General features: G+C 64.8%; 27 protein-coding genes. 11 read left to right on the forward strand and 16 right to left on the reverse strand.

Annotated features, from left to right (window positions below):
* Window positions 1-7 precede the first annotated feature (7 nt).
* Window positions 8-589, forward strand: coding sequence for a TMEM165/GDT1 family protein (locus LDJ84_RS24675; RefSeq protein WP_024762660.1), 582 nt, complete (start codon window positions 8-10; stop codon window positions 587-589).
* A gap of 100 nt (window positions 590-689) precedes the next feature.
* Complete coding sequence (locus LDJ84_RS24680) at window positions 690-1,133, forward strand: ketosteroid isomerase-related protein (RefSeq protein ID WP_024762659.1); 444 nt, start codon at window positions 690-692, stop codon at window positions 1,131-1,133.
* A gap of 74 nt (window positions 1,134-1,207) precedes the next feature.
* On the opposite strand, the gene LDJ84_RS24685 is transcribed toward LDJ84_RS24680, so the two are convergent.
* A complete protein-coding gene (locus LDJ84_RS24685; RefSeq protein WP_089285733.1) occupies window positions 1,208-2,215 on the reverse strand; it encodes an NAD-dependent epimerase/dehydratase family protein in 1,008 nt (335 codons plus the stop codon).
* A gap of 38 nt (window positions 2,216-2,253) precedes the next feature.
* Window positions 2,254-3,072 (reverse strand): M48 family metallopeptidase, encoded by an 819-nt coding sequence (locus LDJ84_RS24690; protein ID WP_024762657.1) that lies wholly within the window; start codon window positions 3,070-3,072, stop codon window positions 2,254-2,256.
* 323 nt (window positions 3,073-3,395) lie between these two features.
* Between LDJ84_RS24690 and LDJ84_RS24695 the strand changes: the two genes are divergently transcribed.
* Window positions 3,396-5,528, forward strand: a complete 2,133-nt coding sequence (locus tag LDJ84_RS24695; RefSeq protein WP_024762656.1) for a methyl-accepting chemotaxis protein — start codon at window positions 3,396-3,398, stop codon at window positions 5,526-5,528.
* A gap of 122 nt (window positions 5,529-5,650) precedes the next feature.
* Here LDJ84_RS24695 and LDJ84_RS24700 read toward each other — a convergent pair whose 3' ends face one another.
* The 3 genes from LDJ84_RS24700 to LDJ84_RS24710 are packed head-to-tail and all read right to left on the reverse strand — an operon-like array spanning window position 5,651 to window position 6,730.
* Window positions 5,651-6,262 (reverse strand): SOS response-associated peptidase, encoded by a 612-nt coding sequence (locus tag LDJ84_RS24700; RefSeq protein ID WP_196912693.1) that lies wholly within the window; start codon window positions 6,260-6,262, stop codon window positions 5,651-5,653.
* A gap of 19 nt (window positions 6,263-6,281) precedes the next feature.
* Window positions 6,282-6,548 (reverse strand): putative signal transducing protein, encoded by a 267-nt coding sequence (locus LDJ84_RS24705; RefSeq protein ID WP_024762654.1) that lies wholly within the window; start codon window positions 6,546-6,548, stop codon window positions 6,282-6,284.
* A complete protein-coding gene (locus LDJ84_RS24710) occupies window positions 6,548-6,730 on the reverse strand; it encodes a CPXCG motif-containing cysteine-rich protein (RefSeq protein WP_024762653.1) in 183 nt (60 codons plus the stop codon). Before LDJ84_RS24710 ends, LDJ84_RS24705 begins: the two co-directional genes overlap by 1 nt.
* A 140-nt stretch (window positions 6,731-6,870) precedes the next feature.
* Between LDJ84_RS24710 and LDJ84_RS24715 the strand changes: the two genes are divergently transcribed.
* A complete protein-coding gene (locus LDJ84_RS24715) occupies window positions 6,871-8,031 on the forward strand; it encodes a 1-acyl-sn-glycerol-3-phosphate acyltransferase (protein WP_226045554.1) in 1,161 nt (386 codons plus the stop codon).
* A 37-nt stretch (window positions 8,032-8,068) separates the two neighbouring features.
* On the opposite strand, the gene LDJ84_RS24720 is transcribed toward LDJ84_RS24715, so the two are convergent.
* Window positions 8,069-8,353 carry a hypothetical protein gene (locus LDJ84_RS24720; protein ID WP_024762651.1) on the reverse strand — a complete coding sequence of 95 codons (285 nt, stop codon included), beginning with the start codon at window positions 8,351-8,353 and terminating at the stop codon, window positions 8,069-8,071.
* A gap of 264 nt (window positions 8,354-8,617) precedes the next feature.
* Between LDJ84_RS24720 and LDJ84_RS24725 the strand changes: the two genes are divergently transcribed.
* Window positions 8,618-8,824, forward strand: coding sequence for a hypothetical protein (locus LDJ84_RS24725; RefSeq protein ID WP_024762650.1), 207 nt, complete (start codon window positions 8,618-8,620; stop codon window positions 8,822-8,824).
* 63 nt (window positions 8,825-8,887) lie between these two features.
* Here LDJ84_RS24725 and LDJ84_RS24730 read toward each other — a convergent pair whose 3' ends face one another.
* The gene (locus LDJ84_RS24730; RefSeq protein WP_024762649.1) at window positions 8,888-9,475 is read right to left on the reverse strand and encodes a YajG family lipoprotein; all 588 of its coding nucleotides are present in this window, start codon (window positions 9,473-9,475) and stop codon (window positions 8,888-8,890) included.
* Window positions 9,476-10,273: 798 nt separating this feature from the next.
* On the opposite strand from LDJ84_RS24730, the gene mqo reads away from it, so the two are divergent.
* Complete coding sequence (gene mqo / locus LDJ84_RS24735) at window positions 10,274-11,767, forward strand: malate dehydrogenase (quinone) (RefSeq protein WP_084358722.1); 1,494 nt, start codon at window positions 10,274-10,276, stop codon at window positions 11,765-11,767.
* A gap of 55 nt (window positions 11,768-11,822) precedes the next feature.
* On the opposite strand, the gene LDJ84_RS24740 is transcribed toward mqo, so the two are convergent.
* The 3 genes from LDJ84_RS24740 to LDJ84_RS24750 form a co-directional block, all read right to left on the reverse strand.
* A complete protein-coding gene (locus LDJ84_RS24740) occupies window positions 11,823-12,224 on the reverse strand; it encodes a VOC family protein (protein ID WP_024762647.1) in 402 nt (133 codons plus the stop codon).
* A 174-nt stretch (window positions 12,225-12,398) separates the two neighbouring features.
* Window positions 12,399-12,686, reverse strand: a complete 288-nt coding sequence (locus tag LDJ84_RS24745; protein WP_024762646.1) for a PA4642 family protein — start codon at window positions 12,684-12,686, stop codon at window positions 12,399-12,401.
* A gap of 96 nt (window positions 12,687-12,782) precedes the next feature.
* Window positions 12,783-13,265, reverse strand: a complete 483-nt coding sequence (locus tag LDJ84_RS24750) for a hypothetical protein (protein WP_413247469.1) — start codon at window positions 13,263-13,265, stop codon at window positions 12,783-12,785.
* A gap of 153 nt (window positions 13,266-13,418) precedes the next feature.
* Between LDJ84_RS24750 and LDJ84_RS24755 the strand changes: the two genes are divergently transcribed.
* Window positions 13,419-14,336 carry a LysR family transcriptional regulator gene (locus LDJ84_RS24755; protein WP_193452080.1) on the forward strand — a complete coding sequence of 306 codons (918 nt, stop codon included), beginning with the start codon at window positions 13,419-13,421 and terminating at the stop codon, window positions 14,334-14,336.
* Here the strand turns inward: LDJ84_RS24755 and LDJ84_RS24760 are convergent.
* The 3 genes from LDJ84_RS24760 to LDJ84_RS24770 all read right to left on the reverse strand — a co-directional run bounded on the left by LDJ84_RS24760 (window position 14,320) and on the right by LDJ84_RS24770 (window position 16,905).
* Window positions 14,320-15,744 carry an aldehyde dehydrogenase family protein gene (locus LDJ84_RS24760; protein ID WP_226045555.1) on the reverse strand — a complete coding sequence of 475 codons (1,425 nt, stop codon included), beginning with the start codon at window positions 15,742-15,744 and terminating at the stop codon, window positions 14,320-14,322. The two genes, LDJ84_RS24755 and LDJ84_RS24760, sit on opposite strands and share 17 nt — an antisense overlap.
* A gap of 124 nt (window positions 15,745-15,868) precedes the next feature.
* The gene (locus LDJ84_RS24765) at window positions 15,869-16,345 is read right to left on the reverse strand and encodes a WbuC family cupin fold metalloprotein (RefSeq protein WP_226045556.1); all 477 of its coding nucleotides are present in this window, start codon (window positions 16,343-16,345) and stop codon (window positions 15,869-15,871) included.
* A 2-nt stretch (window positions 16,346-16,347) separates the two neighbouring features.
* A complete protein-coding gene (locus LDJ84_RS24770; RefSeq protein ID WP_017519718.1) occupies window positions 16,348-16,905 on the reverse strand; it encodes a hypoxanthine-guanine phosphoribosyltransferase in 558 nt (185 codons plus the stop codon).
* Window positions 16,906-17,060: 155 nt separating this feature from the next.
* Here LDJ84_RS24770 and upp point away from each other — a divergent pair, with 155 nt between their 5' ends.
* The 3 genes from upp to LDJ84_RS24785 all read left to right on the forward strand — a co-directional run bounded on the left by upp (window position 17,061) and on the right by LDJ84_RS24785 (window position 20,156).
* On the forward strand, window positions 17,061-17,699 hold the full coding sequence (upp, locus tag LDJ84_RS24775; RefSeq protein WP_054908629.1) for a uracil phosphoribosyltransferase: 639 nt from the start codon (window positions 17,061-17,063) through the stop codon (window positions 17,697-17,699).
* Window positions 17,700-17,702: 3 nt separating this feature from the next.
* The gene (locus LDJ84_RS24780; protein ID WP_024762641.1) at window positions 17,703-18,995 is read left to right on the forward strand and encodes a uracil-xanthine permease family protein; all 1,293 of its coding nucleotides are present in this window, start codon (window positions 17,703-17,705) and stop codon (window positions 18,993-18,995) included.
* Between the two features lie 162 nt (window positions 18,996-19,157).
* Window positions 19,158-20,156: a lysylphosphatidylglycerol synthase transmembrane domain-containing protein gene (locus LDJ84_RS24785; protein ID WP_024762640.1), complete on the forward strand. Its 999-nt coding sequence runs from the start codon at window positions 19,158-19,160 to the stop codon at window positions 20,154-20,156.
* 3 nt (window positions 20,157-20,159) lie between these two features.
* On the opposite strand, the gene LDJ84_RS24790 is transcribed toward LDJ84_RS24785, so the two are convergent.
* Window positions 20,160-20,339 carry a hypothetical protein gene (locus tag LDJ84_RS24790; RefSeq protein ID WP_024762639.1) on the reverse strand — a complete coding sequence of 60 codons (180 nt, stop codon included), beginning with the start codon at window positions 20,337-20,339 and terminating at the stop codon, window positions 20,160-20,162.
* An 86-nt stretch (window positions 20,340-20,425) separates the two neighbouring features.
* Window positions 20,426-21,277: a formyltetrahydrofolate deformylase gene (purU, locus tag LDJ84_RS24795; protein ID WP_017519713.1), complete on the reverse strand. Its 852-nt coding sequence runs from the start codon at window positions 21,275-21,277 to the stop codon at window positions 20,426-20,428.
* A 258-nt stretch (window positions 21,278-21,535) separates the two neighbouring features.
* On the opposite strand from purU, the gene mvaT reads away from it, so the two are divergent.
* Window positions 21,536-21,910, forward strand: coding sequence for a histone-like nucleoid-structuring protein MvaT (gene mvaT / locus LDJ84_RS24800; protein WP_024762638.1), 375 nt, complete (start codon window positions 21,536-21,538; stop codon window positions 21,908-21,910).
* A gap of 69 nt (window positions 21,911-21,979) precedes the next feature.
* Here mvaT and sbcB read toward each other — a convergent pair whose 3' ends face one another.
* Window positions 21,980-23,410 carry an exodeoxyribonuclease I gene (gene sbcB, locus LDJ84_RS24805; protein ID WP_226045557.1) on the reverse strand — a complete coding sequence of 477 codons (1,431 nt, stop codon included), beginning with the start codon at window positions 23,408-23,410 and terminating at the stop codon, window positions 21,980-21,982.
* Between the last annotated feature and the right edge of the window lie 28 nt (window positions 23,411-23,438).

Below are 23,438 nucleotides of genomic sequence, written 5' to 3' on the forward strand. Positions count from 1 at the left end.
AAGCCTGATGGAATCCCTCTTCGTCCCCACCCTGATCGTTGCCCTCGCGGAAATCGGCGACAAGACACAACTGCTCGCGCTCGTCCTCGCCGCGCGCTTCCGCAAGCCCTGGCCGATCATCGCCGGGATCATCGCCGCCACGTTGGCCAACCACTTCGCCGCCGGCGCCGTCGGCAGCTGGGTCGCCAGCTTCTTCTCCGAAGCCACGCTGAGCTGGGTACTGGCCGTATCCTTCCTGGCCGTTGCCGGCTGGACCCTGATCCCGGACAAACTGGATGACGACGAAGAAGGCTCGCTGAAGAAATTCGGCCCCTTCCTCACCACCCTGATCGCCTTCTTCCTCGCCGAGATGGGCGACAAGACCCAGGTTGCCACGGTGATGCTGGCCGCGCAGTACCCGCACTTCTGGCTGGTGGTCATCGGCACCACTCTGGGCATGCTGATCGCCAACGTGCCGGTAGTGCTGGCCGGCAACTTCGCCGCCGAGCGCCTGCCGCTGAACCTGATCCGTCGCCTGGCTGCCGCGGCCTTCGCCGTCCTCGGCCTGGCCGCCGTGTACCACGCGCTGAAACTGGGCGGCGTGTTCTGACCGAGAGCTTTTCGATGGGAGGCTGGCGCGCCGGCCAATGCCTGTGTATCGCCTGCGATACACAGTGGCGATTCCGCCTCCTACGACAAAGGAAGTCGCCATGCCGGAAAAAGACCTGAAGAAGATCGCCCGCCAGCACATCGACCTCGCCTGGAACAAGGGACACCTGGCATTGGTGGAGCAACTGCACAGTCCGGATTTCATCTACAAGAGCGCCTTCACCGCGCAACCGTTGGACAATACCGGCTACCGCGCACTGGTGGAGGAAATCCGCGGCGGCATGGACGATCTGGAAGTGGCCGTCGAGGAATGCATCCGCGAGGGCAACAAGGTCTTTACCTGGAGCACACTGATGGGCTGCATTGTCCGGCCCGTACTGGGCTACCCGGCCAGCGACCGCATCGTCAGCATCTCGGCCATGGGCTTCTGGGTGTTCAACAGCCAGGACCAGGTACAGGAGCTGTGCACGCTGTTCGACATGGAAAGTTTCCGTGCGCAGATGGGGCTGCCCAACCGGCCCTTCGCCGAGAAGGCGCTGCCCTGATCAGTTAAAAAGCCCGGCATGTGCCGGGCTTGTTGTTCTGGCTCGCGTTCACCTACAACTGCTGGCCCTGGAAATCAGAGGTAGTCGTTGGCGTGGAACCAGGAAATGGCGCGCTCCAGCGTGTCCTGCAACGGCACATGCGACTCGAAGCCCAGCTCCTCGCGTGCCTTGCGGCCGTCAAGGAACTGCCCGCCGGCCATCACCTCGATGGCGGTGTCATCGAGCAACGGCATCTTGCCGGTCAGGCGATAACGCCAGCGCCCCAGGGTCGCCAGCGCGCGGGCGCGGTGCAGCGGCATCGGCGTTGGCGCCGGCTTGCCCAGCAACCTGGCGATGGTCGCGGTCAGCTCGGCCATTTCGATGTTGTGCCCGGTGAGCAGGTAACGCTCCCCTACCCGGCCGCGCTCCAGAGCCTTGAGCAGACCGCGCCCGGCTTCGGAAGCATCGATGACATTTCGCCGCCCCGGCACGTAATGCAGCATCTCGTCGCGGCCGATGGCGGTGATCAGACGGCCGGTGGTCGGGCCGATGTCCAGCTCGCCCAGCACCATGCCGGGAATCCCGATCACCACCGGCAGCCCGCCGCGAGCCTGTTCACGAGCCTGCTCGTCCAGCGCCCACTTGCACATCACGTAGGCGCTCTTGCCGGTGGGCAAGCCTTCGTAGAACAGCCCCTCATGCCCCGGCAACCCCTGCGGATGCAAAGGCATGGCGAACGCCGAGCCGACATAGAGTATGCGCGGCACCCTGGCCTGCAGGCAGGCGGCGTAGAAGTGGTTGGTCAGGTCCAGCGCGCTGGCGACTTCCTCCTGCCAGCGACGCGGCCGCACCGGGTAGTAACCGGCGCTGAAGATCACCGCATCCAGGCCGCTCAGCGCGCGGGCCATGCCCTGGTGATCGAAGAGTTCGGCCACCCGGCACTCCGGCTCCAGATAGGCCAGGCGCTGGATCTGCGACGAGGGTCGGTGGATCAGCACCAGTTGATGGCCCGCCGCCTTGATCGCGCGGGCGGCATGGTGGCCCAGGAGGCCAGTGGCTCCGAGTACAGCGATTTTCACGGATACTCCCTGTTCACGGGGCAAAACAGCGCAACCATACGCTGACCGATGGCAAAGAGGAATCAGCGAGTCTTGGACTGCTCATAAAGCGGCATGACTTTCGGGATAGCCGCCTGCAGGTTGGCCATCCGTGTGCTGTCCGCCGGGTGGGTGCTGAGGATTTCCGGTGGCGCGTCGCCGCCAGCCTGGCCCATTTTCTGCCACAAGGTGATCGCGGCGTTGGGGTTATAGCCGGCTCGTGCCGCCAGCTCCAGGCCGATCAGGTCGGCTTCGTTCTCGTTCTGCCGGCTGTTGGGCAACGTCAGGCTGTACTCCACCACCTGATGCGCCAGGTCGACACTGGTCTGGCCAAGGCCCAGCAACTGGCCGCCCAGCCCCAGGCCAACCTGCTCGGCATAGGCACGGGACATCGCCTCGCGACCGTGCTCGCGCAGCGCGTGAGCGATCTCGTGCCCCATGACGGCAGCGAGTTCGTCGTCGGTCAACTTAAGCTTATCGATCAGCCCGGTGTAGACGATGATCTTGCCGCCGGGGCCGCAGTTGGCGTTGAGCTCATCACTCTGGATCACGTTGACTTCCCACTTCCACGAGGGCGCGTCCGGACGGAAGGCGCCGGTCTGCGGAATCAGCCGTGCGGCGATGGCCTTCACGCGCTTGGCGTCACTGCTGCTGGCATCCAGCTTGCCGGCCTTGGAGGCCTCGCCGAGGGTCTGCTGGTAGGACTGCGCATACATCTGATCGACCTGCGCGCTGGACAGCATGCTGAACATGGTCTGCTTGCGATCCACGCCGACGACGCCGCCGCTGGTGGTGTTCACCTGCTGGCAGGCGGTCAGCAGCAGGGCGGCGGCAAGGCCGGCTACACGAAAGACGCTGGGCATGATGCTCTCCTGAATCAATGCATTATCCCGGGGACAGCGCGCATGGTAGGCCCAGCCCCGGCGGCCGGCAACTATCGCAAAAAACGCTGGCACAGCAGGGAGTTACGGACATTTGAGACCTGCCGCAACGTGCTCGCCGGCGACCGCGGGACAGATGATCGCATTGAGCCATCACCTGCTAGACCGCCCGGTCGACGCCGACAATCCTGCGACAAGCGGCGAACAGCCGCGTTACAACCCATTACAAGGACCGATTAAGGATTTTCGCGGGTTCTGCCGATATAGAAAGACACGCAGGCTTCTGGCGAATTCCGGGTACCCGTATGAAATTCAAGTCGATCCAGTTTTCCGTGGTTGCGCTGGCCGGTGCCAGCGTTCTGGCGGTGGTCGCCGCACTGGTCCTGTACGCGCTCTTCGCCGGGTCAAGAACCCAGGCGCTGGTGCAGGATCGTACCCAGGCGCTGCTCGAACAGGTCATCAATGAACGCCTGGTGGCCCTGGCGCGCGGCCAGGTCGCCCAGATCCAGCGCGAGCTGGAATACCCGCTCACCGTCGCCCGTGACCTGGCCAACACCAACGCCCTGATCGATGCGACCGACGCCAACGGTCAGCCGCTGCTGGGCATCGGCCGCGCCGGCATGTCCAACCTGCTGCGCCAGACCGTCGAACTCAACCCCAAGCTGCTCGACGCCTTCGCCGGCTGGGAGCCCGACGCCTTCGCCGGCAACGACAGCCAGTACTCGGGCCTGCCCGGCTATGACGCCAGCGGCCGCTTCATGCCCTGGTGGTACCGCAAGGACGGCAGCCTGACTGTCGAAGCCATGGGCGACACCCTGGAAAGCCAGAAGATGCAGCCCACTGGCGTGCGCGAAGGCGAGTACTACCTGTGCCCGAAGGAAAAGCACAAACCCTGCATCATCGACCCGGCACCTTACGAGATGGGCGGCAAGATGGTGCTGATGTCCTCGTTCAACGCGCCGATCATGGTCAAGGGCCAGTTCAAGGGCACCGTCGGCGTGGACCTGTCCCTGGACTTCATCCAGGACCTGCTCAAGACCGCCGACAGCCAGCTCTACAACGGCGCTGGCGAGATGGCGCTGATCTCCACCAACGGCCGCCTGGTCGCCTACACCAAGGACCCGTCCAAGCTCGGTGAATCCGCCAGCAGCGTGCTGGACGCCAACGAAGTGACCAACCTGGCCAAGCTCACCCTCGACCAGCCGCTGACCTCGGTGGACAAGGAGCACGGTCACATCGAGCTGTTCCTGCCCTTCACCATCGCCGACTCCGGCGCGCGCTGGACCCTGATGCTGCAGCTGCCGCAGGAAGCCGTTCTGGGTGACCTGAACCAGCTGCAGAGCGACCTGAAAGCCCAGCGCGACAGCGACACCCTGGGCATGACCCTGGTCGGCCTGCTGATCGCCGCCATCGGCCTGGCCGTGATCTGGCTGGTCGGCCACGGCATCGCCCGCCCGCTGCGCCAGCTGGTCGGCATGCTCGATGACATCGCCCAGGGCGAAGGCGACCTGACACGCCGCCTGACCAGCGACCGCGCCGACGAACTGGGTTCCATCGCCAAGGGCTTCAACACCTTCCTGGTCAAGCTGCAGGGCATGATCGGCCAGGTGGTGACCTCGGTGCAGCACGTCAGCGACTCCTCCGAGCACACGGCCGACATTGCCATCCGCACCAACCAGGGCGTGCAGAAGCAACTGGCGGAGATCGAACTGGTTGCCACCGCCGTCCATGAGATGACCGCTACCGCGCAAGATGTGGCGCGCAACGCCACCCACGCGGCAGAAGCGGCCAACCACGCCGACCAGGCCGCGCACCACGGCAAGCGCATCGTCGAAAGCAGTTCGGCTGCGATCCAGGCGCTGGCCAGCGAAATCGGCCGCGCCGTGGGCGTGGTGCAGTCTCTGGCCCGAGACAGCGAGAACATCAACGCCATCCTGGTGGCCATCCGCGGTATCGCCGAACAGACCAACCTGCTGGCGCTCAACGCTGCCATCGAGGCCGCCCGCGCCGGTGAGCAGGGCCGCGGCTTCGCGGTGGTCGCCGACGAAGTGCGCAACCTGGCGCAGAAGACCCAGCAGGCCACCGAGGAAATCCAGTCGATGATCCAGCAACTGCAGAACGGCACCCGCGAAGTGGTGCAGGTGATGCAGCAGAGCCAGGACAAGACCGAGGACAGCGTGCGCCACGCCGGCGAAGCAGCTCAGGCGCTGGAGTCGATCACTCAGGCGGTGTCGGTGATCAACGACATGAACACCCAGATCGCCAGCGCCGCAGAGGAGCAGAGCGCGGTGGCCGAGGACATCAACCGCAACGTCAGCAACATCGGCATGGTCGCCAACCAGGTGGCCGGCGGCGCCGACGAAGCCTCCCAGGCCAGCGCCGAACTGACCAAGCTGGCCGAGCAACAGCGCAGGCTGGTGAATCAGTTCAAGGTGTAGAGCCAGCTCCGCGCGCTGATCCCGTCGGCGCAACTGTCTTCTTCTGAACGGCCGTGCAAGTGCGTCCCCTTTCCCGCTTGCGGGAGAGGGTGAGAGCGCTGTTGATCCTGCAGGGTGCGTCGTCAGGCGGGAGTGAGGCACTCCGGCCCATTGCAGGTGGGGTCGTTGATGAAGTTCGCCAGCGCCTGCTCGCGCAGCCGCGCCTGGGGCAGCAGGAGCAACTCCATCAGCCGCGCCGTCCCGGTCTCGTTCGACAGCCACTGCGCCTGCTCGGCGAAATCCAGAACCAGTGGCCGACGCATGCCGCCCGCTTCCTGGGTCAGCATCGCCACGCTGTAATAGGTGTGGCCCTCCACCGGATACGCCTCCCAAACGCCCGCGAAGCAGATCAGCCCGCCGCCGGAAACCCAGTGCGGCCGCTTGCGCACGCCGCGCCACTCGTAGAAGCCGTTGGCCGGCAACAGGCAGCGGCGCTGGGCAAACGCGTCGCGAAACATCGGCTGTTCGGCGATGGTTTCGACGCGGGCATGGGCGGGAGTGCGCGACAAGTCCTTCAACCAGGCGGGCGTCAGGCCCCAGCGCGCAAGGTCGGCATGGCGAATGCCGTTCTCCTCGCGCAGCATCAGCACGCGCGCGCCGGGCGAGAGACTCCACTGCGGCCGCAGGTCGGCGGGGAAGCCGGCGCTGTCGGCCAGCTCGCGGTTCCAGCGGAACAGGGCGTAGCGGCTGGTCATCGGGACTCGTTGTCGGAATTCAGCAAAGCAGAACGCCTGGGCCGCCTTCGTGATCGTCAGCGGGCCCCGGCAGGGGTTGCGCGGCATTGTACGCGGCGATCAGCTCGCGCGCCTGCTCGGCCATCTCGTCCTCGACCCAGAGGTGCAACAGCCCCATGCCGGGCAGCTCGCCGATGCCGCCGACCAGGTGACGCCCGCCCAGGTGCGACGAAATGCCCTCGTTGGCCAGCATGCCCCCCAGCAGTTCGGCTTCGATCAGGTCGGCAGGTGCGTAGATTCGCTGCATCAATCGTCCTCGCGCTGGACTTCCAGGGACCATTCCACCCCATCGGTGCGGAGCTGGAACAGGATCGGCCGGCAACACACCGGGCAATCTTCATAGTAGCTCTGGTCGCCCCCGGAGAGGTCGAGCGTGGCCTCGGCCGGCTCGCCGCAATAAGGGCAGGAATAGGCCTGACTTTCGAGCATCGCTGGTTCCCCCGTGACTTCCGTTTATAATCGCGCGGTCTTTTGGGGCGCCCGCCTGACCGATGAGTCGGCGGCATACCCTTCCGGACCGTCTACATCGCGGCCCGACCCGTGATACCCCCGAGCATTCATTAGAGAGCATGATGGGCGAGTTCGAAGCCATCCGACCGTACAACGACGCCGAAGTCCCGGCTGTCCTGCAGCGCCTGCTGAGCGATGACGCCTTCCTCGGCGCCCTGGCGCGTTACCGTTTCCCGCGTCTGTCCGGTCCGTTCGGCTGGCTGCTCAGACCTCTTATAGCCCATCGGCTGGCCCGCGAAGTCACCGGCATCCGCAGCGTCAGCGAGCTGCAGCACAAAGTCGAGCCCTACGTCGACCGGACCATCGAGCACGCCACCGACGGCGTCACCTATTCGGGTGTCGAGCGCCTGCAATCCGGCCGTGCCTACCTGTTCATCGCCAACCACCGCGACATTGTGGTGGACCCGGCCTTCTGCAACTACGCGATCTACCACGCGAAGCTGCCAACGCCACGCATCGCCATCGGCGACAACCTGCTGCAGAAGTCCTTCGTCAGCGACCTGATGCGCCTGAACAAGAGCTTCATCGTGCACCGCTCGATCAGCGGTCGCCGCGAGAAGCTGGCGGCGTACCAGAACCTCTCGGCCTACATCAATCACTCGATCCGAAACGACGGCCAGTCGATCTGGATCGCCCAGGCCGAGGGCCGCGCCAAGGACGGCGATGACCGCACCGATTCGGCGATCCTCAAGATGTTCCACATGAGCCGCAAGGACGAGCCGTTCGCCGAAGTGATCCGCGAGCTGCACCTGATCCCGGTGTCCATCAGCTACGAATACGACCCGTGCGACGCCGCCAAGGCCCGCGAACTGTATACCCGCGCCACCACCGGCGAGTACAGGAAGGCGCCAGGCGAAGACGACCGCAGCATCGTGCAGGGCATCACCGGCTACAAGGGCCGAGTGCACATCAACTTCGGCGAGGAGATCACCGGTGACTTCGCCGACGCCAAGCAGCTCGCCGCCGAGCTGGACCGGCAGATCCTCGGCAACTACCGGCTGTTCCCGGTGCACTACCTCGCCTACGAGGCCTCCGACCTGCGCGACGCAGCGCTGAACGTGCCCCGCGCCGAAACCCTGTTCAAGGTCGAGGAACTGCAGCGTGCGCGCACCGAATGGGAGCGTCGCGTGGGCGAATGCCCCGTGGAGCAGCGCGGCCACCTGATCCTGCAATACGCCAACCCGGTGTTGAACCAGTACCGGCTCAAGCCGCAGGTATGAAAAAAGGCGCCCTCGGGCGCCTTTTTGCTTCCACTCGCTACTGGCCCAGCTGCGTGCTGTACCAGCTCACGGCCAGCGCCAGCGTCATGCAGGCAAAGCCGAAACGGTAGAAGAAGCGATTCATCCGCACGGTCGGCTGGACGCTGTCCAGGGGGACCGGTGCGATCTCGCTTTCGGCAGCCAGGCGAGCCAGGGCGAGGCGTTCGCGGCGGCGGGTGGCCAGCAGCAACCAGCCTCCGGCCAGGGCGAAGAACAGGGCCAGGTCGTTCACGATACGACCGGGATGGGCCTGGAAAAGACTCCAGAGCGCCTGCAGCGACATCACAACCTCCGCTTCAGAACTGCACGCCATCGACTTCGAAGCAAAGCGGGGGTCAGTCTGGACGAACGGGCTTGGCCCGTCATGGATGAGAAACAATGGTCGCGCATTTTATCCGCTGGCCCTGCCTCGCAGCCAGCGCGTTACGCTTATTTACGACGAGCGTAAAGGTTATCGAGAAATGGTCTAAGACCTCTACCGCGCTTTGGCACGCTGCTGGCTTTCACGAAATCTGCCAATCGAAGTCATTCGCCAAGGAGATTCGCCATGCTCGAAATCGTCCCCCACGAAAACGCCTATCTGATGGAACACCTGGAAGAAATCGAAGCCGTCGTCACCGAACTCTCGTTCAATGTCCAGGATGACCATTGGCTGGTCTACACCCAGGCCTGTGGCCACGAGCACCTGGACCTGCCGGAAGCCGACGAGCGCGTGCGCCTTGTCGAGGTCGACCCGTACCACCAGGCCGCCTGATCCTTCGATCGGCCGCCCACGAAAAAGCCCGGCAGATGCCGGGCTTTTTCATTGCCGCCTCGATCAGCGCTGGTTCAGCGTCTGGCCGATGGTCGGGTCTTTGAACACCCGGGTCAGCGCGTCGCTGAGCACTTCGCTCACCAGCTTGGTGTTGGTCGCCTCGTTGGGCGCCATGCCGAAGCGCTGGTTGGTCGAGGCACCATAACGACCGCTGTAGCGACGGGTGCCGCTCTGCACGTCGGCACGGAAGGTGGCGCCGATGTCCGCCTCGGTGACGTACATGCCTTCCTTGGGCGACTGGTACTTCAGTTCGGCCAGGGTCAGGGTCAGTTGCGGTGCGTTGTAGGCGTTGGCCGACGGGGTGAAACCCAGCAGGCGCACGGCGGTTTCAGCCTGCAGCTGCAGCTTGGGAATCACGTCCTCGCTGCGCACGGTCAGTTGGCTGGTTTCCGAATACAGGCCGCCACGGGTGCCCAGCGCGGTGCTGGGACGACCGTCGACGACACGTACCACTACCGGCTGGCCCTGGCCAACCGCGGCGACCGGCCCCTTGAATTCGGGAGTCGGGTTGAGTTGTTGCGGGCTGAGCGCGCAGCCGGTCAAGGTCAGGCTGGCGGCAGCGATAAAGCCGAGCAACAGGCGAGGCAGCATGCTCATCTCTCCATGGGGTAAGCGATGGCCGGCAGTATACCGGCGGGCAGCGCGGTCAGATAGCGCTTGGCCATTGGACGCAGAACCCGTTCTCAGGGTTCCCGTGCGCGCGTCGATCGGCCGCCTTGACCCACCCGGAGGCGAGACGCACCGGGACGGGGCACAATTGGCAAATCAAGGGGTGCAGACTAGGAAAAAAGTCTAAGGTGCAGAGCTTTTTTTTGTGTTTCGCCGTTATAATCGCCCCCCGATTATAAGGACGCCTCCTGGTCGGGCCCCGCACGATGCCGACACACCGTGTCTCGCCTCTGCCACCCCTCAAAGAGAGTCGCCACTCGCCTCGGTCACTGGCCGTCGCGCTTTGTACGTTCGTTGCGCAGAACTTGGCAAGGATGCAGCCGCCCACTCCGCACGGAGACCGGACCGGCCCGCGACGACGATCCCCTTTGAGCTTCACGCCTCCAAAAGAGCGTGATCGAAGGTTTTTCACTACTTCACGAGAGTGTGGCGAGCAATGAAGAGTTTTGCGTTGGTAGCACCATTGACGTCTGACCCCGCAGCACTGAATCGCTTTTTCGGCACCGGAAGCCGCGCCTGAGCGCCACTTTCGGATGCACTTGCGGATGAGTTCGTCCGCCGTGGACTGCCGAGAAGGTGCGCATTTACCCTCCTCCGATCCCGGCCCGACACATTCGCGAAAGGTCCCTCGTGACCTGGGAAGAATTCGGACATGCGGCTTTGCCATTGAGTGCAAGCCCGCTGTCACAACTGGCTGCTGATAGTTTTGGAGACGCGTTAATGGCGCAGAACGAAATCGAATCGATGGACGTGCTGCTGGTCGGCGCCGGCATCATGAGCGCAACCCTGGCTGTCCTGCTCAAGGAAGTCGATCCGGGCGTGAAGCTGGAGATCGTCGAACTGCAGGAATCCGGAGCCATCGAGAGTTCCAACCCGTGGAACAACGCCGGCACCGGTCACGCCGGCCTCTGCGAGCTGAACTACACCCCGCAGGCCGCCGACGGCTCGATCGACATCAAGAAGGCGGTGAACATCAACGCCCAGTTCGAAGTGTCCAAACAGTTCTGGGCCTATCTGACCGGGAAGGACGCCTTCGGCGCGCCGCGCAACTTCATCAACCCCGTTCCGCACATGAGCTTCGTGCGTGGCAAGGACATTCCTTTCCTGAAGAAGCGTCATGAACTGCTCAGCCAGCACCATGCCTTCGCCTCGATGGAGTACACCGAGGACCGCGCGAAGATCGCCGAATGGGCCCCGCTGACCATGCCCGGCCGTCCGGCTGACGAGCAGGTCGCGATGACCCGCGTGGAAAGCGGCACTGACGTCAACTTCGGCGCCCTGACCAACCAGTTGCTGGGCTACCTGTCCAGCCGCGAAGGCAGCGAAGTCCGCTACTTCCAGAAAGTGGTCGGCCTTGAACGCAGCGGCGACGGCTGGCTGGTAGACATCAAGAACACCCAGACCGGCGACGCCCGCAAGGTCAAGGCGAAGTTCGTCTTCCTCGGCGCCGGCGGCGGCGCCCTGCCGCTGCTGCAGATGTCCGGCATCCCGGAAAGCAAGGGCTTCGGCGGCTTCCCGGTGAGCGGCCAGTGGCTGCGTTGCGACAACCCCGAGGTGGTCAAGCAGCACCAGGCCAAGGTCTACAGCCAGGCCGAAGTCGGCGCCCCGCCGATGTCCGTGCCGCACCTGGACACCCGCGTGGTCGAGGGCAAGACTTCCCTGCTGTTCGGCCCCTATGCCGGTTTCTCCACCAAGTTCCTGCGTCATGGCTCGTTCCTCGACCTGCCGCTCTCGGTCCGCACCAGCAACCTGCTGCCCATGCTCGCCGTGGCCCGCGACAACATGGACCTCACCCGCTACCTGGTGAAGGAAGTCATGCAGTCCATGGACCAGCGCATCGAAGCCCTGCGCAAGTTCTACCCGCAGCTGAACCCGGCCGACTGGCGCCTCGAAACCGCCGGCCAGCGCGTGCAGATCATCAAGAAGGATCCGAAGAAGGGCGGCATCCTGCAGTTCGGTACCGAACTGGTGGCAGCCCAGGACGGCAGCATCGCCGCTCTGCTCGGCGCCTCGCCGGGCGCCTCGGTCACCGTGTCGATCATGCTGGGCCTGCTGGAGCGCTGCTTCCCCGAGCGCTACCAGTCGGCCGAGTGGACCGCGAAGCTCAAGGAGATCTTCCCGGCCCGCGAGAAGCAGCTGGAAACCGACGCCGCGGTGTACCGCGAGGTCAACCAGATGACCGCCGACCGCCTGCAGATCGTCGCCGCGTCCTGAGTGCTGCACTCATGAAAAAGCCCGCCATCCGGTGGGCTTTTTCGTTTCGGGCGAATCAGTGGCAACTGACCATCCAGCCGACGCCGAAACGGTCGGTGAGCATGCCGAAGCGCTGCGCCCAGAAGGTCTTTTCCAGCGGCATCTCCACCCGCCCCTTCTCCGCCAGGGCGGCAAACGCCTGCTCCGCGGCCACCACGCTGCGCAGCGTCAGGTGCAGGGAGAAGCCGTTGAAATTGGCGTTGTGCTCGCCGCGACCATCAGACAGGAAAACCTCCGTCTCGCCGATCTGCAGGCTGGCGTGCATCACCTTGTCCAGCCAGCCATCGGGCACCGGCGACGGTCCTGGGGCCTCTTCGAAGCGCATCAGCGCGCCGAGCTGAGCACCTACCGCATGCTGGTAGAAGGCAATGGCCTCATCGGCGCGACCATGGAAAAACAGATAGGGCTGTACTTGCACGGCTTCGTCCTCGCCTTGTCGTTATCGTTCTTCCGAGAAGTCTAGGCGGGGATTTTGGAGCGGTGCCCCGAGCGGCCTCAAAAGCCTCGCCGCGGGCTATTTTCGCGAGCTGGCTCGCGAGCCGCCCGAACAAAAAAGCCCGCACAAGGCGGGCTTTTCAGCGCATCGATGCAATCAGCCGCGAGCGGACTTGATCACTTCGATGTAGGGCTCGGCCTGGCGCTGGTCCTGGATCAGGGCGACGAAATCCTTGCCCTGGGCATCCTTGGCGGACAGGTCGTACCCAGCTTCGACGAAGAAGCCGACGAAGCGCTCGAAGTCGTCGATGCGCAGGCCGCGGTAGGCCTTGACCAGCTTGTGCAGGGACGCCGGGGTGTCGTCGGCCGGTTCCACGTCGAGGAACAGCTTGATCTCGGCGTCGTCGATCTCTTCGCCAATCACCTGCTTCTTGTCTTTACGCATCGCTCGCTTCTCTCTACGGCTGTCTCGGGGATCGCGGCCGGCAACGGCTGGCCGGGCACCACGGGTCGGGCAGTTTACCCCCGCGCCGGGCGCGGCTCAACGCGCACGCACCGCGCCGGTATGCAGGTCGGCCCAGATATGGCCGTTGCCGTAGGTGAGGAACTGCACGTAGACGGTGCCGTTGCGCAGTAGATCGAGCAGCTGTGGATAAGCCGCCTGCGGGTAATACAGGCTGAGCACGCGGGTCTTTTCGTCGTAGGCCGGCTTCTTCAGGCTCTTGCCCTCGGCGTCGAAGCTGATCACCACCTGGCTGATCTGCGCGCCCTTGTTCAGCGGCTTGCCCTTGAGGCGCAGCAGCGACGGCGTGGTAATCGGGATCGGCTGTTGGTTGGACTGGCGCTGGTTGCCCAGCACCACGCTGTATTCGGTGACCTGCAGCAGTTGCTGCTGCTCCGGCTCGCCCTGGCGCAGGCCGGCATCGTCCGGCGGCAGGAACTGGCCGTGCATCGGCGCAGCGATGGCGGCATCAGCAAAGCCGAGGGGAATGCAGAACAGCAGCGCCAGCACGGCGCCCGGCATGCGAACGGACATCATCACCTCCGCGGGACAGGGCCGGGCACTCTAGCACGCACGTCGAGCAGGACGACAGGCACGCATGGCAAGCCCGCCGATACATTGATAGCCTTCGAAGTTACCAACTCAATACATCGCCGGCCTCCGATCGAAACCGCCATGCTGCACAACGTCTCCGACCTCGACCTGCGCCTGCTGCGCATCTTCGCCTGTGTGGTGCGCTGCGGCGGCTTCTCTGCCGCGCAGGGCGAACTGGGCATGGGCCAGTCGACCATCAGCACGCACATCGCCAGCCTGGAGACGCGCCTGGGCTACCGCCTGTGCGAACGTGGCAAGAGCGGCTTCCGCCTGACCGAGAAAGGCGAGCGGGTGCTGGACTACGCGCAGAACCTGTTCGCTGCGCTGGGGGACTTCCGTGATCAGGTACAGTCACTGGCCGGGCGCCTGGTCGGCGAGTTGCACCTGGGCCTGGCCGACAATATCGCCACGCTGCCCGACGCACGCATCCACCAGACCCTGGCGCGTTTCAACCGCCGCGACCAGGACGTGCGCCTGCACTTCCTCATCGAATCATCCAGTGAACTGGAGCGCCTGGTACTCAGCGGTCGCCTGCACCTGGCCATCGCCTGCTTCAGCCGGCGCCTGCCGAACCTGCGCTATGAGCCGCTTTACCACGAGCGCGTGGCGGTGTTCTGCGGGCGCGAGCATCCGCTGTTCGACAAGGACGTGCGCGCCGCCGCCGAACTGGAAACCTGCAACTGGATCCAGCACGGCTATGCGGTGGCGGACGTGCAACTGCCCGCCGACCCACAGCGCAGCACGGCCTTCGCCCAGCACATGGAAGCGGTGCTGCACGCGGTGCGTGCCGGGACCCACCTGGGCTACCTGCCGACGCACTACGCCGAGCGCTGGGTCGAACAGGGCGAGATGCGCGCGTTGCTGCCGGACACCCTCGGCTACGGCATCACCCACAGCCTGGTGGTGCGCGACGAGCCGGGGCACAACGAAGCGCTCCAGGCGCTGGTCGAAGACCTGCGCCTGGAGCACGGGGTGACGCCGATCAGCGCGGCGCGGTGATGTGCTTGATATCGAAGAATGCCGACAGGCCCCACGGTCCCAGCTCGCGACCGATGCCGCTGCGCTTGCCGCCGCCCCAGGAAGTCTGCGGGAAGACGACTTGCGGCGAGTTCAGCCAGACGTTGCCGGCCTCCAGGTTCTCGGCGACACGCTGGGCACGCTCGAGGTCGGCGCTGCACACGGTGGCGGCCAGGGCGAAATCGCTGTCGTTGGCCTGACGCAGGGCATCGGCTTCATCGCTGAAGGTACGTACGCACAGCACCGGGCCGAAGATTTCCTCACGCCACAGGCGGCTGTCCGCCGGCACGTCGGTGTACACGGTCGGCTGGATGAACCAGCCCTCGCCTGCTTCGCCACCGGTCAGGCAGGCCAGGCCTTCGTCGCGGGCCACGGCGAAGTAGTCGAGCACCTTGCGGTACTGCGCTTGGCTGGTCATCGGCCCCATGTCGGTCTCGCCCAGCAACGAGTCGCCAACGCGCAGGCCTTCCACCGCGACCTTCAGCTTCGCCAGCAGCGGTGCGGCGATGGACTCCTGCACCAGCAGGCGCGAGGTGGCGGAGCACATCTGCCCCGCGTTCCAGTAGACGCCGGCGATGATCCACTGCACGGCTTCGTCCAGATCACAGTCCTCGAACACCAGGATCGGCGACTTGCCGCCCAGCTCCAGGCCCACCGGCAGCGTGCGCGCGGCGGCCGCTTCCATGACCTTGCGGCCAACGACATTGCTGCCGGTGAAGGACAGCTTGGCGATGCCCGGATGGCTGCACAGCGCAGCGCCGGCATCGGCCAGGCCCGGCACCAGGTTCAGCACGCCGGCAGGCAGGCCGATGGCGTCGGCGATCTCGCCCAGCACCAGTTCGATCAGCGGGGTGATTTCCGAGGGCTTGAGTACCACGGTGCAGCCCGCTGCCAGGGCCGGCGCGACCTTCCAGGCGCTGGTCACCAGCGGGAAGTTCCACGGTACGATCAGGCCGACCACGCCGATGGGCTCGAAACGGGTCTGCGAGCGGTAGCCGGCGTCGGGCAGAGCCACCTCGGCGTTCTGCCGGGCATCCAGTTGCTCGGCCAGCTCGGCGTAGTAGGCGAAGGTCGCGAGGGCGTCACCGATATCGATTTCCGCTTCCAGGCGCGGCTTGCCGCTGGCCTGCATCTGCAGGGTGATCAGCGCTTCGCTGCGGGCTTCGAGCTGCTCGGCGAAAGCTCGCAGGTAACCGGCGCGCTGGGCGGCGCTGGTCAGCTTCCAGTCGGCGAAGGCGCGCCTGGCGGCAGCGACGGCGCGCTCTACGTCGGACACACCGGCGCAGGCAACTTCCGGCAGCGCTTCACGGGCAGCGGGAGCGATCGGGCGCAGGACGGCGCCGCTGTCGGCGGCCTGCCATTGGCCATCGATATAAAGGAGACGGGACATGCGAACCTCGGGCGGTTGTCTTGTGAGGGTCGCAGGATAGGCGGAGCATGCATTGGCAAAAATGAGCGCTTACCCATGCATACATCGATACTGCTCGATGCATGCCCTTGCGCAGGAACGCAATTCAGAGTGGGAATTGAGAACGCATCCACGTCAGGTATTCAGTCGCGCCCGCCTCGCCCTCGCGCGGCGCCCACTGCCCGCGCTCGTCCTCGCCCAGCGGCACGAAGGGGCCAGCCTTGGCTTCGAACATGATGCTGTCCGGCTCCAGCGCGACGATGGCGTGGAAGGTGCCCGGCGGCAGGTCTGCGCCGACGCACTCGCCGCCCGCGCGCAGTTCGCGAGTGGTCAATAGCTCACCGGAGTCGGAGAAGATCAGCAGGCCCAGCGCGCCCTTCACCACCAGCAGGCTTTCGGCCTTGTCCGGGTGGCGATGGCAATGCGGCGGGATATAGCTGTCGGGCTGCAGCGCATTGAGCAGACGGTGACAGGGCTCGGTCTGCTCATGGAAGTTATGGTTCTGCCGGCGCCGGGGGCTGGCGGCGGCACGGGCCGCAATCTCGTCGAACAGCGCGCTGTCGAGGAAACGCGGCCCGCTCATCGTCAGAGGCCCTTGACGGCGAAGATGCCGGCGGCGTTGCGCCAGTAGCCCTTGTAGTCCATGCCGTAGCCGAAGATGTAGCGGTCGATGCAGGACAGGCCCACGTAGTCGGCCTTCAGGTCCGGGCGGGCCTTGCGGTCGTGGTCCTTGTCGATCAGCACGGCGGTGTGCACGCGCTTGGCGCCGGCGTGCTTGCAGAAGTCCATGATCGCCGAGAGGGTGTGCCCTTCGTCGAGGATGTCGTCGATGATCAGCACTTCGCGGTCGATGAAGGAAATTTCCGGCTTGGCCTTCCAGAACAGCTCGCCACCGGTGGTCTCGTTGCGGTAACGGGTCGCATGCAGGTAGGAGGCTTCCAGCGGGAAATTCAGCAGCGGGAGCAGCTTGCCGGAGAAGATCAGGCCGCCGTTCATCACGCAGAACACCACCGGGTTGGTGTCGGCCAGCGAGCCGTTGATGGCCTCGGCCACACGGGCGATGGCGGCCTCTACCTCGGCGTTGGTGTACAGGCAGTCGGCTTCGGCCATGACTTGGCGGATGTGCGCGAGATCGACGGACATGGGGGTTCTCCCGTGAAAAAGTGCGCAAAGGTACCTATCGGCGTGCCACGGAGCAAGGGTCAGCGGACGAATGTCGCCGACAATCGTGGCCCAAGGTAGCTAGGATGCATTACGCTACCGCAATTTTTTTGCCAGCCCGTCCGGAGAACCCGTCCATGCCCGTACTCGAGATTCGCCATCCCCTGATCCGCCACAAGATCGGACTGATGCGCCGTCACGATATCAGTACCAAGAATTTCCGCGAGCTGGCCCAGGAAGTGGGCGCCCTGCTGACCTACGAGGCGACCAAGGACCTGCCGCTGGAGAACTACGAGATCGAAGGCTGGGCCGGCCCGGTGCTGGTCGAGAAGATCGCCGGCAAGAAGATCACCGTGGTGCCGATCCTGCGCGCCGGCATCGGCATGCTCGACGGCGTGCTCAGCCTGATTCCGGGCGCCAAGGTCAGTGCCGTCGGGGTCGCGCGCAACGAAGAAACCCTCGAAGCGCACACCTACCTGGAAAAGCTCGCGCCGGACATCGCCGAGCGCCGTTCGCTGATCATCGACCCGATGCTGGCCACCGGCGGCTCCATGGTCGCCACCATCAACCTGCTCAAGAAAGCCGGCAGCAAGGATATCCGCGCCATGGTGCTGGTCGCCGCGCCAGAAGGGATCAAGGCCGTCAACGATGCGCATCCGGACGTGCTCATCTATACCGCCTCCATCGACCAGTGCCTGAACGAGAACGGCTACATCATGCCGGGCCTGGGCGATGCCGGTGACAAGATCTTCGGCACCAAGCAGAAGGAAACCTGATCGATGGCCGATGAATTCAACGAACCGCTGTGGCGCCAGATCATCTCTGGCGCGCAGATGCTCTTCGTGGCCTTCGGCGCGCTGGTGCTGATGCCGCTGATTACCGGGCTCGACCCGAACGTCGCGCTGTTCACCGCCGGCTTCGGCACCCTGATGTTCCAGATCGTCACCGGCCGTCAGGTGCCGGTGTTCCTGGCGTCGAGCTTCGCCTTCATTACCCCGATCATCCTCGCCAAGGGCCAGTTCGGCCTGGCCGCGACCATGGGCGGCGTGGTGGCGGCCGGCTTCGTATACACCTTCCTGGGCCTGGCGGTGAAGGTCAAAGGCACTGGATTCATCGACCGCCTGCTGCCGCCGGTGGTCATCGGCCCGGTGATCATCTCCATCGGCCTGGCCATGGCTCCCATCGCCGCCAACATGGCCATGGGCAAGGCGGGTGACGGCACCGAGCTGATCCCCTACAAGACCGCCATGTTCATCTCCATGCCGGCGCTGCTGACCACCCTGATCGTCGCGGTGTTCGGCAAGGGCATGCTGCGCCTGGTGCCGATCATCGCCGGCGTGCTGGTGGGCTATGGCCTGTCCTTCGCCTTCGGCGTGGTCGACGTGGCGAAGATCGTCGCCGCACCCTGGCTGGAACTGCCGAAGTTCACCGCACCGGAATTCAACTGGCAGGCCATCCTGTTCATCGTTCCGGTGGCGCTGGCCCCGGCCATCGAACACATCGGCGGCGTCATCGCCGTGGGCGGCGTGACCGGCAAGAACTACCTCAAGACCCCGGGCCTGCACCGCACCCTGCTGGGCGACGGCATCGCCACCTCCACCGCCGGCCTGTTCGGCGGCCCGCCTAACACCACCTACGCGGAAGTGACCGGCGCGGTGATGCTGACCAAGAACTACAACCCGAAGATCATGACCTGGGCGGCGGTATTCGCCATCGGTCTGGCCTTTATCGGCAAATTCGGCGCCATCCTGCAGAGCATTCCGGTACCGGTGATGGGCGGCATTCTCTGCCTGCTGTTCGGCACCATCGCCTCGGTGGGCATGAACACCCTGATCCGCCACAAGGTCGACCTGTCCCAGGCGCGCAACCTGTGCATCGTCTCGGTCACCCTGGTGTTCGGCATCGGCGGCGTGCTGATCGGCACCGGCACCGGTCCGGACGACTTCGGCCTGAAGGGCATCGCTCTGTGCGCCATCGTCGCGATCCTCCTGAACCTGATCCTGCCGGGCGAAGAAGGCTGGGAGAACAAGGCGCTGGAACAAGGCGCCGACGACGGAAAATCCGCCGAGTGATTGGTAAGGGCGCCGACTGAGCGCGGCGCCTTGACCAGGTAAAGTTCGGCGAACGCAGCATGCCGTTGACGGTCCATTCAGCATGACAGTTCGATTCCGACAGGAGCCTCTGGTTATCCGCTCCGCCTCGCTCCTGCCCCTCCCGCCGCCGAAGGTGCGCCCGTGAGCCGTGCCTGGTGGCTGCTGCTCGGCCTGATCGGCGCCTCGCTGATCCCGCTCGCCCTCGGCGGCCGGGAAATGCTCGATCACGTCCTCGCCTTCCCTCTCGACAAGCTGCTGATCATGTTCGGCATGATCTGCCTGTGCTGGCTGATCAACGCGCAGAAGCTGCGCGTGCTGCTCAATGGCCGCGCGGGGGAGATCGGCAAGGTGCGCTCGGTGGGCATCATCATGGCCTCGGAGTTCGCTTTCTATGCGACCCCCGGCGGCACCGGCGGCCCGCTGACGCTGATGGCATTACTCGCGCGCCACGGTATGCGCCCGGCCCACAGCAGCGCGATCTTCGCCGTGGACCAGTTGAGCGACCTGCTGTTCTTCCTCTGCGCGCTGGCGGCGGTGCTGGTCTGGGCGCTGTCCCACAGCGTCAGCCCGAACCTGGAAACCTCGCTGATCACCAGCGGCGTGCTGCTGGGCGGAATCTTCTTCGGCGTGGTACTGCTGGCGCGTTTCCAGCGCCGGGTGATCAAGGCCAACGGCCGGCTGTTCCAGCGCCTGGGAATGAAGCCGCGCACACGCCTGCACTGGGCGCGCAAGGCGCTGCACTTCCGCGACACCCTGGTCAGCTGCCTGCGCCAACCCAAGCGCCGGCTAGCACTGATCTTCTTCTTCACCTGCTGCCACTGGATCCTGCGCTTCTCGGTGCTCTACATCACCCTCAAGGCGCTGGGCGTGGACCTGCACTGGGCCTGGGCCTTCCTGATCCAGCTGCTGTCGCTGGCGGCGGGCCTGGCCACGCTGCTGCCCGGTGGCGCGGGTGGTACCGAGCTGACCAGCGCCGCGCTGCTCGCCCCGCTGGTGGGCAAATCCACGGCGGCCGCGGCCATCCTGATCTGGCGCGTGGTGACCTACTACTTCTACCTGGTGATGGGCGCGCCGGTGTTCGCCCTCATGGCGGGGCGTCCGCTGCTGCGCAAGCTGATAGGGATGCGCGAACGCGCCTGAAGCTCAGCCGCTGGCGGGCTTGTCTTGCTTCTGCTCAGGCTTGAGCGAATCCCAGAGCTCGGCGGCGCCGGGAAACTCGGTGCCGTCCTCTTCGCTCAGCGCGTCGGGATCGTAGCGGCTGGTGCAGCCTTCGCCCAGGGTGGGCGGTGGGGTGGCGGTGCCGGGGTTCTTCGGGTCGCTCATGGCGGCGTCTCCGTTGGGCGCAGCGCCCGCCGTCGGTGGACGGCGAGCGCATGCGGAGTACCCAGTCTGGAACGAGACCGCGTGGATCAGTCGAACACCACGGTCTTGTTGTCGTGCACCAGCACGCGGTCTTCCAGGTGGTAGCGCAGGCCGCGGGCCAGCACCAGCTTCTCGACGTCCTTGCCCAGGCGCACCAGGTCCTCGATGTTGTCGCGGTGGCTGATGCGCACCACGTCCTGCTCGATGATCGGGCCGGCGTCCAGTTCCTCGGTGACGTAGTGGCAGGTCGCGCCGATCAGCTTCACGCCGCGCAGCGAGGCCTGGTGGTACGGCTTGGCGCCGACGAAGGACGGCAGGAAGCTGTGGTGGATGTTGATCACCTGGTGGCGGTACTTCTGGCACAGGTCCGGCGGCAGGATCTGCATGTAGCGCGCCAGCACCACGTTATCGGCCTGGTGTTCGTCGATCAGGCGCGAGACCTGCTCGAAGGCCGGCTGCTTGTTCTTCGGGTCCACCGGGACGTGGAAGTAAGGAATGCCATGCCATTCCACCATGCTGCGCAGGTCATCGTGGTTGGCGATCACGCAGGGAATCTCGCAGTCCAGCTCGCCGCTGTGCCAGCGGTGCAGCAGGTCGGCCAGGCAATGCGATTCGCGGCTGGCCATCAGCACGACGCGCTTCTTCACCGAGGAGTCGGTGATCCGCCACTCCATGGAGAACTCGCGGGCGATGGGGGCGAAGGCCTGGCGGAAACCGTCGATATCGAACGGCAGGGAGTCGGCACGAATCTCATGCCGCATGAAGAACCAGCCGTTGTCGTTGTCGGAATGGTGACTGGCCTCGGTGATCCAGCCGTTGTAAGTGGCCAGGAAATTACTCACCTTGGCGACGATGCCGACCCCGTCGGGGCAGGCGATCACCAGTCGGAAAGTGCGCATGGGTGTACTCCAGATACATCGCGAAGGCCGCCATTCTAGCGGCTGCCGGGGAAAAGATCAGCCATTGCCGCAGTGCGCCGACGAGAGCCAGTTCGGTGCATTGCGAGTGCATCGATTAATTACCAGAGAATAAATTAGTTAAATAAGTCGACAATTAACGACAAAACTTTCCACAAGCATTTACTTGAACAACTTCGCTGACTATTATGTCTGCTACAAACTATCCGCCACCGCTGGCCCCAGAACAAGGTACCCAACATGTCGCTGATCAACGAGTACCGCGCTACCGAAGAAGCCATCAAGGAACTTCAGGAGCGCCTGAAATCCCTGGAGCAGGACGACAAGCTGAAGAAAGAGCTTGAGTTCGAAGAGAAACTTCGCGCGCTGATGGCCAGCTATGGCAAGTCCCTGCGTGACGTCATCGCCCTGCTCGATCCGGACGCGAAGCTGAGCAAATCGCCGCGCACCGCAAAAGCCACCGTCGCCAAGCGCGCGCGCAAGGTCAAGCAATACAAGAATCCGCACACCGGTGAAGTCATCGAGACCAAGGGCGGCAACCACAAGACCCTCAAGGAATGGAAAGCCAAGTGGGGCGCCGAAGCCGTGGAAGGCTGGGCCACACTGCTGGGCTGAGCCTTGCGGAGATGAAAAACGCCAGCTTCGCGCTGGCGTTTTTTATTGCCTGCCGAAAAGTGCGCGGCGCTACAGGCGATAGCGCGCGCGCAACACCTGCGCATACTTCTCCCACTCTTCCAGCACCAAACGGCCGGCCGGCGTGGCATTGACCAGCTGTTCGCTCATTGCCGCGGCAAAGTTATCCAGAGTATTCGGTGCGCCGTATTCGGCCTGACTCAGGCGCGCGCGGCAGAAGTCCTGCCATTGTTGCTGTTGTGTGGCACTCAAAGTTTCCGGGAAATTGCGTGCCCGATAACGGAAGAGAAGTTCGGGAAGTCGCGCATCATCGAATGGCCATTGTTCTTTCGCCAGCCGCGCGGGATCAGCCTGACGCACCTGTTCGCACAATCGGCGATCACGGTCACCAATAAAGCCGTCATACAACTGCTGCTCGGGATCTTCGCTGCCGGCGAAACTTTCCTCGGCATACAAGGGCGCCAGTTTGTCCTGCCAGATCGCTTTCGCCTGGGTCAGGGTTTGCCCAGCGGCCAGGCAGGCATCGAGATCCACGCCGATGCGCTCGCGATCCTGCGGACGCAGCACGGACAACGGCGCCACCACCGGGCAGCGGTTGATGTGCAGCAGTTTCAGCGGCACCGGCAACTCGCCTTCGGCCAACTCATCACGGCGCGTATAGAGGCGCTTGCGCAACGATTCCGCATCGAGCTCCAGCAACGGCGAAACATCCACGCCCAGGTCGCAGACGATCAGCGCGTTGCGGTTGCGTGGATGCCATCCCAACGGCAGCACCACGGACAGGTAGTGCCGCGCCGCGGAGAACATGCCGGAGATGTGCACCATCGGTTGCAGCACACGAACCTGATCCAGCACGCCCTGCTTGCCGCGCAGGCGATAGAGGTAGTCATAGAGTTTCGGCTGGCGGTCGCGCACCAGCCGGGCCAGGGCAATGGTGGCGCGCACGTCGGACAGCGCGTCGTGCGCCTGCCCATGGTCGATCCCGTTGGCCGCGGTGAGGCGTTCCAGCTTGAGGCTGACGGCGCCATCCTGTTCCGGCCAGACGATGCCCTCCGGGCGCAGCGCGTAGGCGGTGCGCACCATGTCGATCAGGTCCCAGCGGCTGTTGCCACCCTGCCACTCGCGGGCGTAGGGATCGAAGAAGTTGCGGTACAGGCTGTAGCGCGTGACCTCGTCATCGAAACGCAGGGTGTTGTAGCCGGCCACGCAGGTGCCCGGCTGCGCCAGTTCGGCGTGCAGGCGGGTCATGAATTCGGCTTCGCCCAGACCGCGCTCCTCCAGGCGGTCCGGGGTGATACCGGTGACCAGGCAGGCGGCCGGATGCGGGAGGATGTCATCGCTGGGCCGGCAGTAGAGGTTCAGCGATTCACCGACCTCGTTGAGGTCCTCGTCTGTGCGAATGCCGGCCACCTGCAGCGGACGGTCGCGGCGCGGGTCGATGCCGGTGGTTTCGTAGTCGTACCAGAAGATGCTGGCGTTCATCGTTTTTCCTTGCCTGCAAGCGAGTGCG

Source organism: Pseudomonas sp. HS-18 (assembly GCF_020401845.1).
Lineage (GTDB): Bacteria > Pseudomonadota > Gammaproteobacteria > Pseudomonadales > Pseudomonadaceae > Pseudomonas > Pseudomonas nitroreducens.

Coding starts and splice junctions, on each gene's coding strand:
- LDJ84_RS24675 (WP_024762660.1), top strand. CDS start 8: ATGGAATCCCTCTTCGTCCCCACCCTGATCGTTGCCCTCGCGGAAATC.
- LDJ84_RS24720 (WP_024762651.1), bottom strand. CDS start 8,353: ATGTCGCTGCAGGCGCTCTGGAGTCTTTTCCAGGCCCATCCCGGTCGT.
- LDJ84_RS24690 (WP_024762657.1), bottom strand. CDS start 3,072: ATGCCCAGCGTCTTTCGTGTAGCCGGCCTTGCCGCCGCCCTGCTGCTG.
- upp (WP_054908629.1), top strand. CDS start 17,061: ATGCCCGTACTCGAGATTCGCCATCCCCTGATCCGCCACAAGATCGGA.
- LDJ84_RS24765 (WP_226045556.1), bottom strand. CDS start 16,345: ATGAGCGGGCCGCGTTTCCTCGACAGCGCGCTGTTCGACGAGATTGCG.
- LDJ84_RS24770 (WP_017519718.1), bottom strand. CDS start 16,905: ATGTCCGTCGATCTCGCGCACATCCGCCAAGTCATGGCCGAAGCCGAC.
- LDJ84_RS24780 (WP_024762641.1), top strand. CDS start 17,703: ATGGCCGATGAATTCAACGAACCGCTGTGGCGCCAGATCATCTCTGGC.
- LDJ84_RS24695 (WP_024762656.1), top strand. CDS start 3,396: ATGAAATTCAAGTCGATCCAGTTTTCCGTGGTTGCGCTGGCCGGTGCC.
- LDJ84_RS24760 (WP_226045555.1), bottom strand. CDS start 15,744: ATGTCCCGTCTCCTTTATATCGATGGCCAATGGCAGGCCGCCGACAGC.
- LDJ84_RS24715 (WP_226045554.1), top strand. CDS start 6,871: ATGATGGGCGAGTTCGAAGCCATCCGACCGTACAACGACGCCGAAGTC.
- sbcB (WP_226045557.1), bottom strand. CDS start 23,410: ATGAACGCCAGCATCTTCTGGTACGACTACGAAACCACCGGCATCGAC.
- LDJ84_RS24750 (WP_413247469.1), bottom strand. CDS start 13,265: ATGCCGGGCGCCGTGCTGGCGCTGCTGTTCTGCATTCCCCTCGGCTTT.
- mqo (WP_084358722.1), top strand. CDS start 10,274: ATGGCGCAGAACGAAATCGAATCGATGGACGTGCTGCTGGTCGGCGCC.
- LDJ84_RS24700 (WP_196912693.1), bottom strand. CDS start 6,262: ATGACCAGCCGCTACGCCCTGTTCCGCTGGAACCGCGAGCTGGCCGAC.
- purU (WP_017519713.1), bottom strand. CDS start 21,277: ATGCGCACTTTCCGACTGGTGATCGCCTGCCCCGACGGGGTCGGCATC.
- LDJ84_RS24710 (WP_024762653.1), bottom strand. CDS start 6,730: ATGCTCGAAAGTCAGGCCTATTCCTGCCCTTATTGCGGCGAGCCGGCC.
- LDJ84_RS24680 (WP_024762659.1), top strand. CDS start 690: ATGCCGGAAAAAGACCTGAAGAAGATCGCCCGCCAGCACATCGACCTC.
- LDJ84_RS24755 (WP_193452080.1), top strand. CDS start 13,419: ATGCTGCACAACGTCTCCGACCTCGACCTGCGCCTGCTGCGCATCTTC.
- mvaT (WP_024762638.1), top strand. CDS start 21,536: ATGTCGCTGATCAACGAGTACCGCGCTACCGAAGAAGCCATCAAGGAA.
- LDJ84_RS24725 (WP_024762650.1), top strand. CDS start 8,618: ATGCTCGAAATCGTCCCCCACGAAAACGCCTATCTGATGGAACACCTG.
- LDJ84_RS24745 (WP_024762646.1), bottom strand. CDS start 12,686: ATGCGTAAAGACAAGAAGCAGGTGATTGGCGAAGAGATCGACGACGCC.
- LDJ84_RS24790 (WP_024762639.1), bottom strand. CDS start 20,339: ATGAGCGACCCGAAGAACCCCGGCACCGCCACCCCACCGCCCACCCTG.
- LDJ84_RS24705 (WP_024762654.1), bottom strand. CDS start 6,548: ATGCAGCGAATCTACGCACCTGCCGACCTGATCGAAGCCGAACTGCTG.
- LDJ84_RS24730 (WP_024762649.1), bottom strand. CDS start 9,475: ATGCTGCCTCGCCTGTTGCTCGGCTTTATCGCTGCCGCCAGCCTGACC.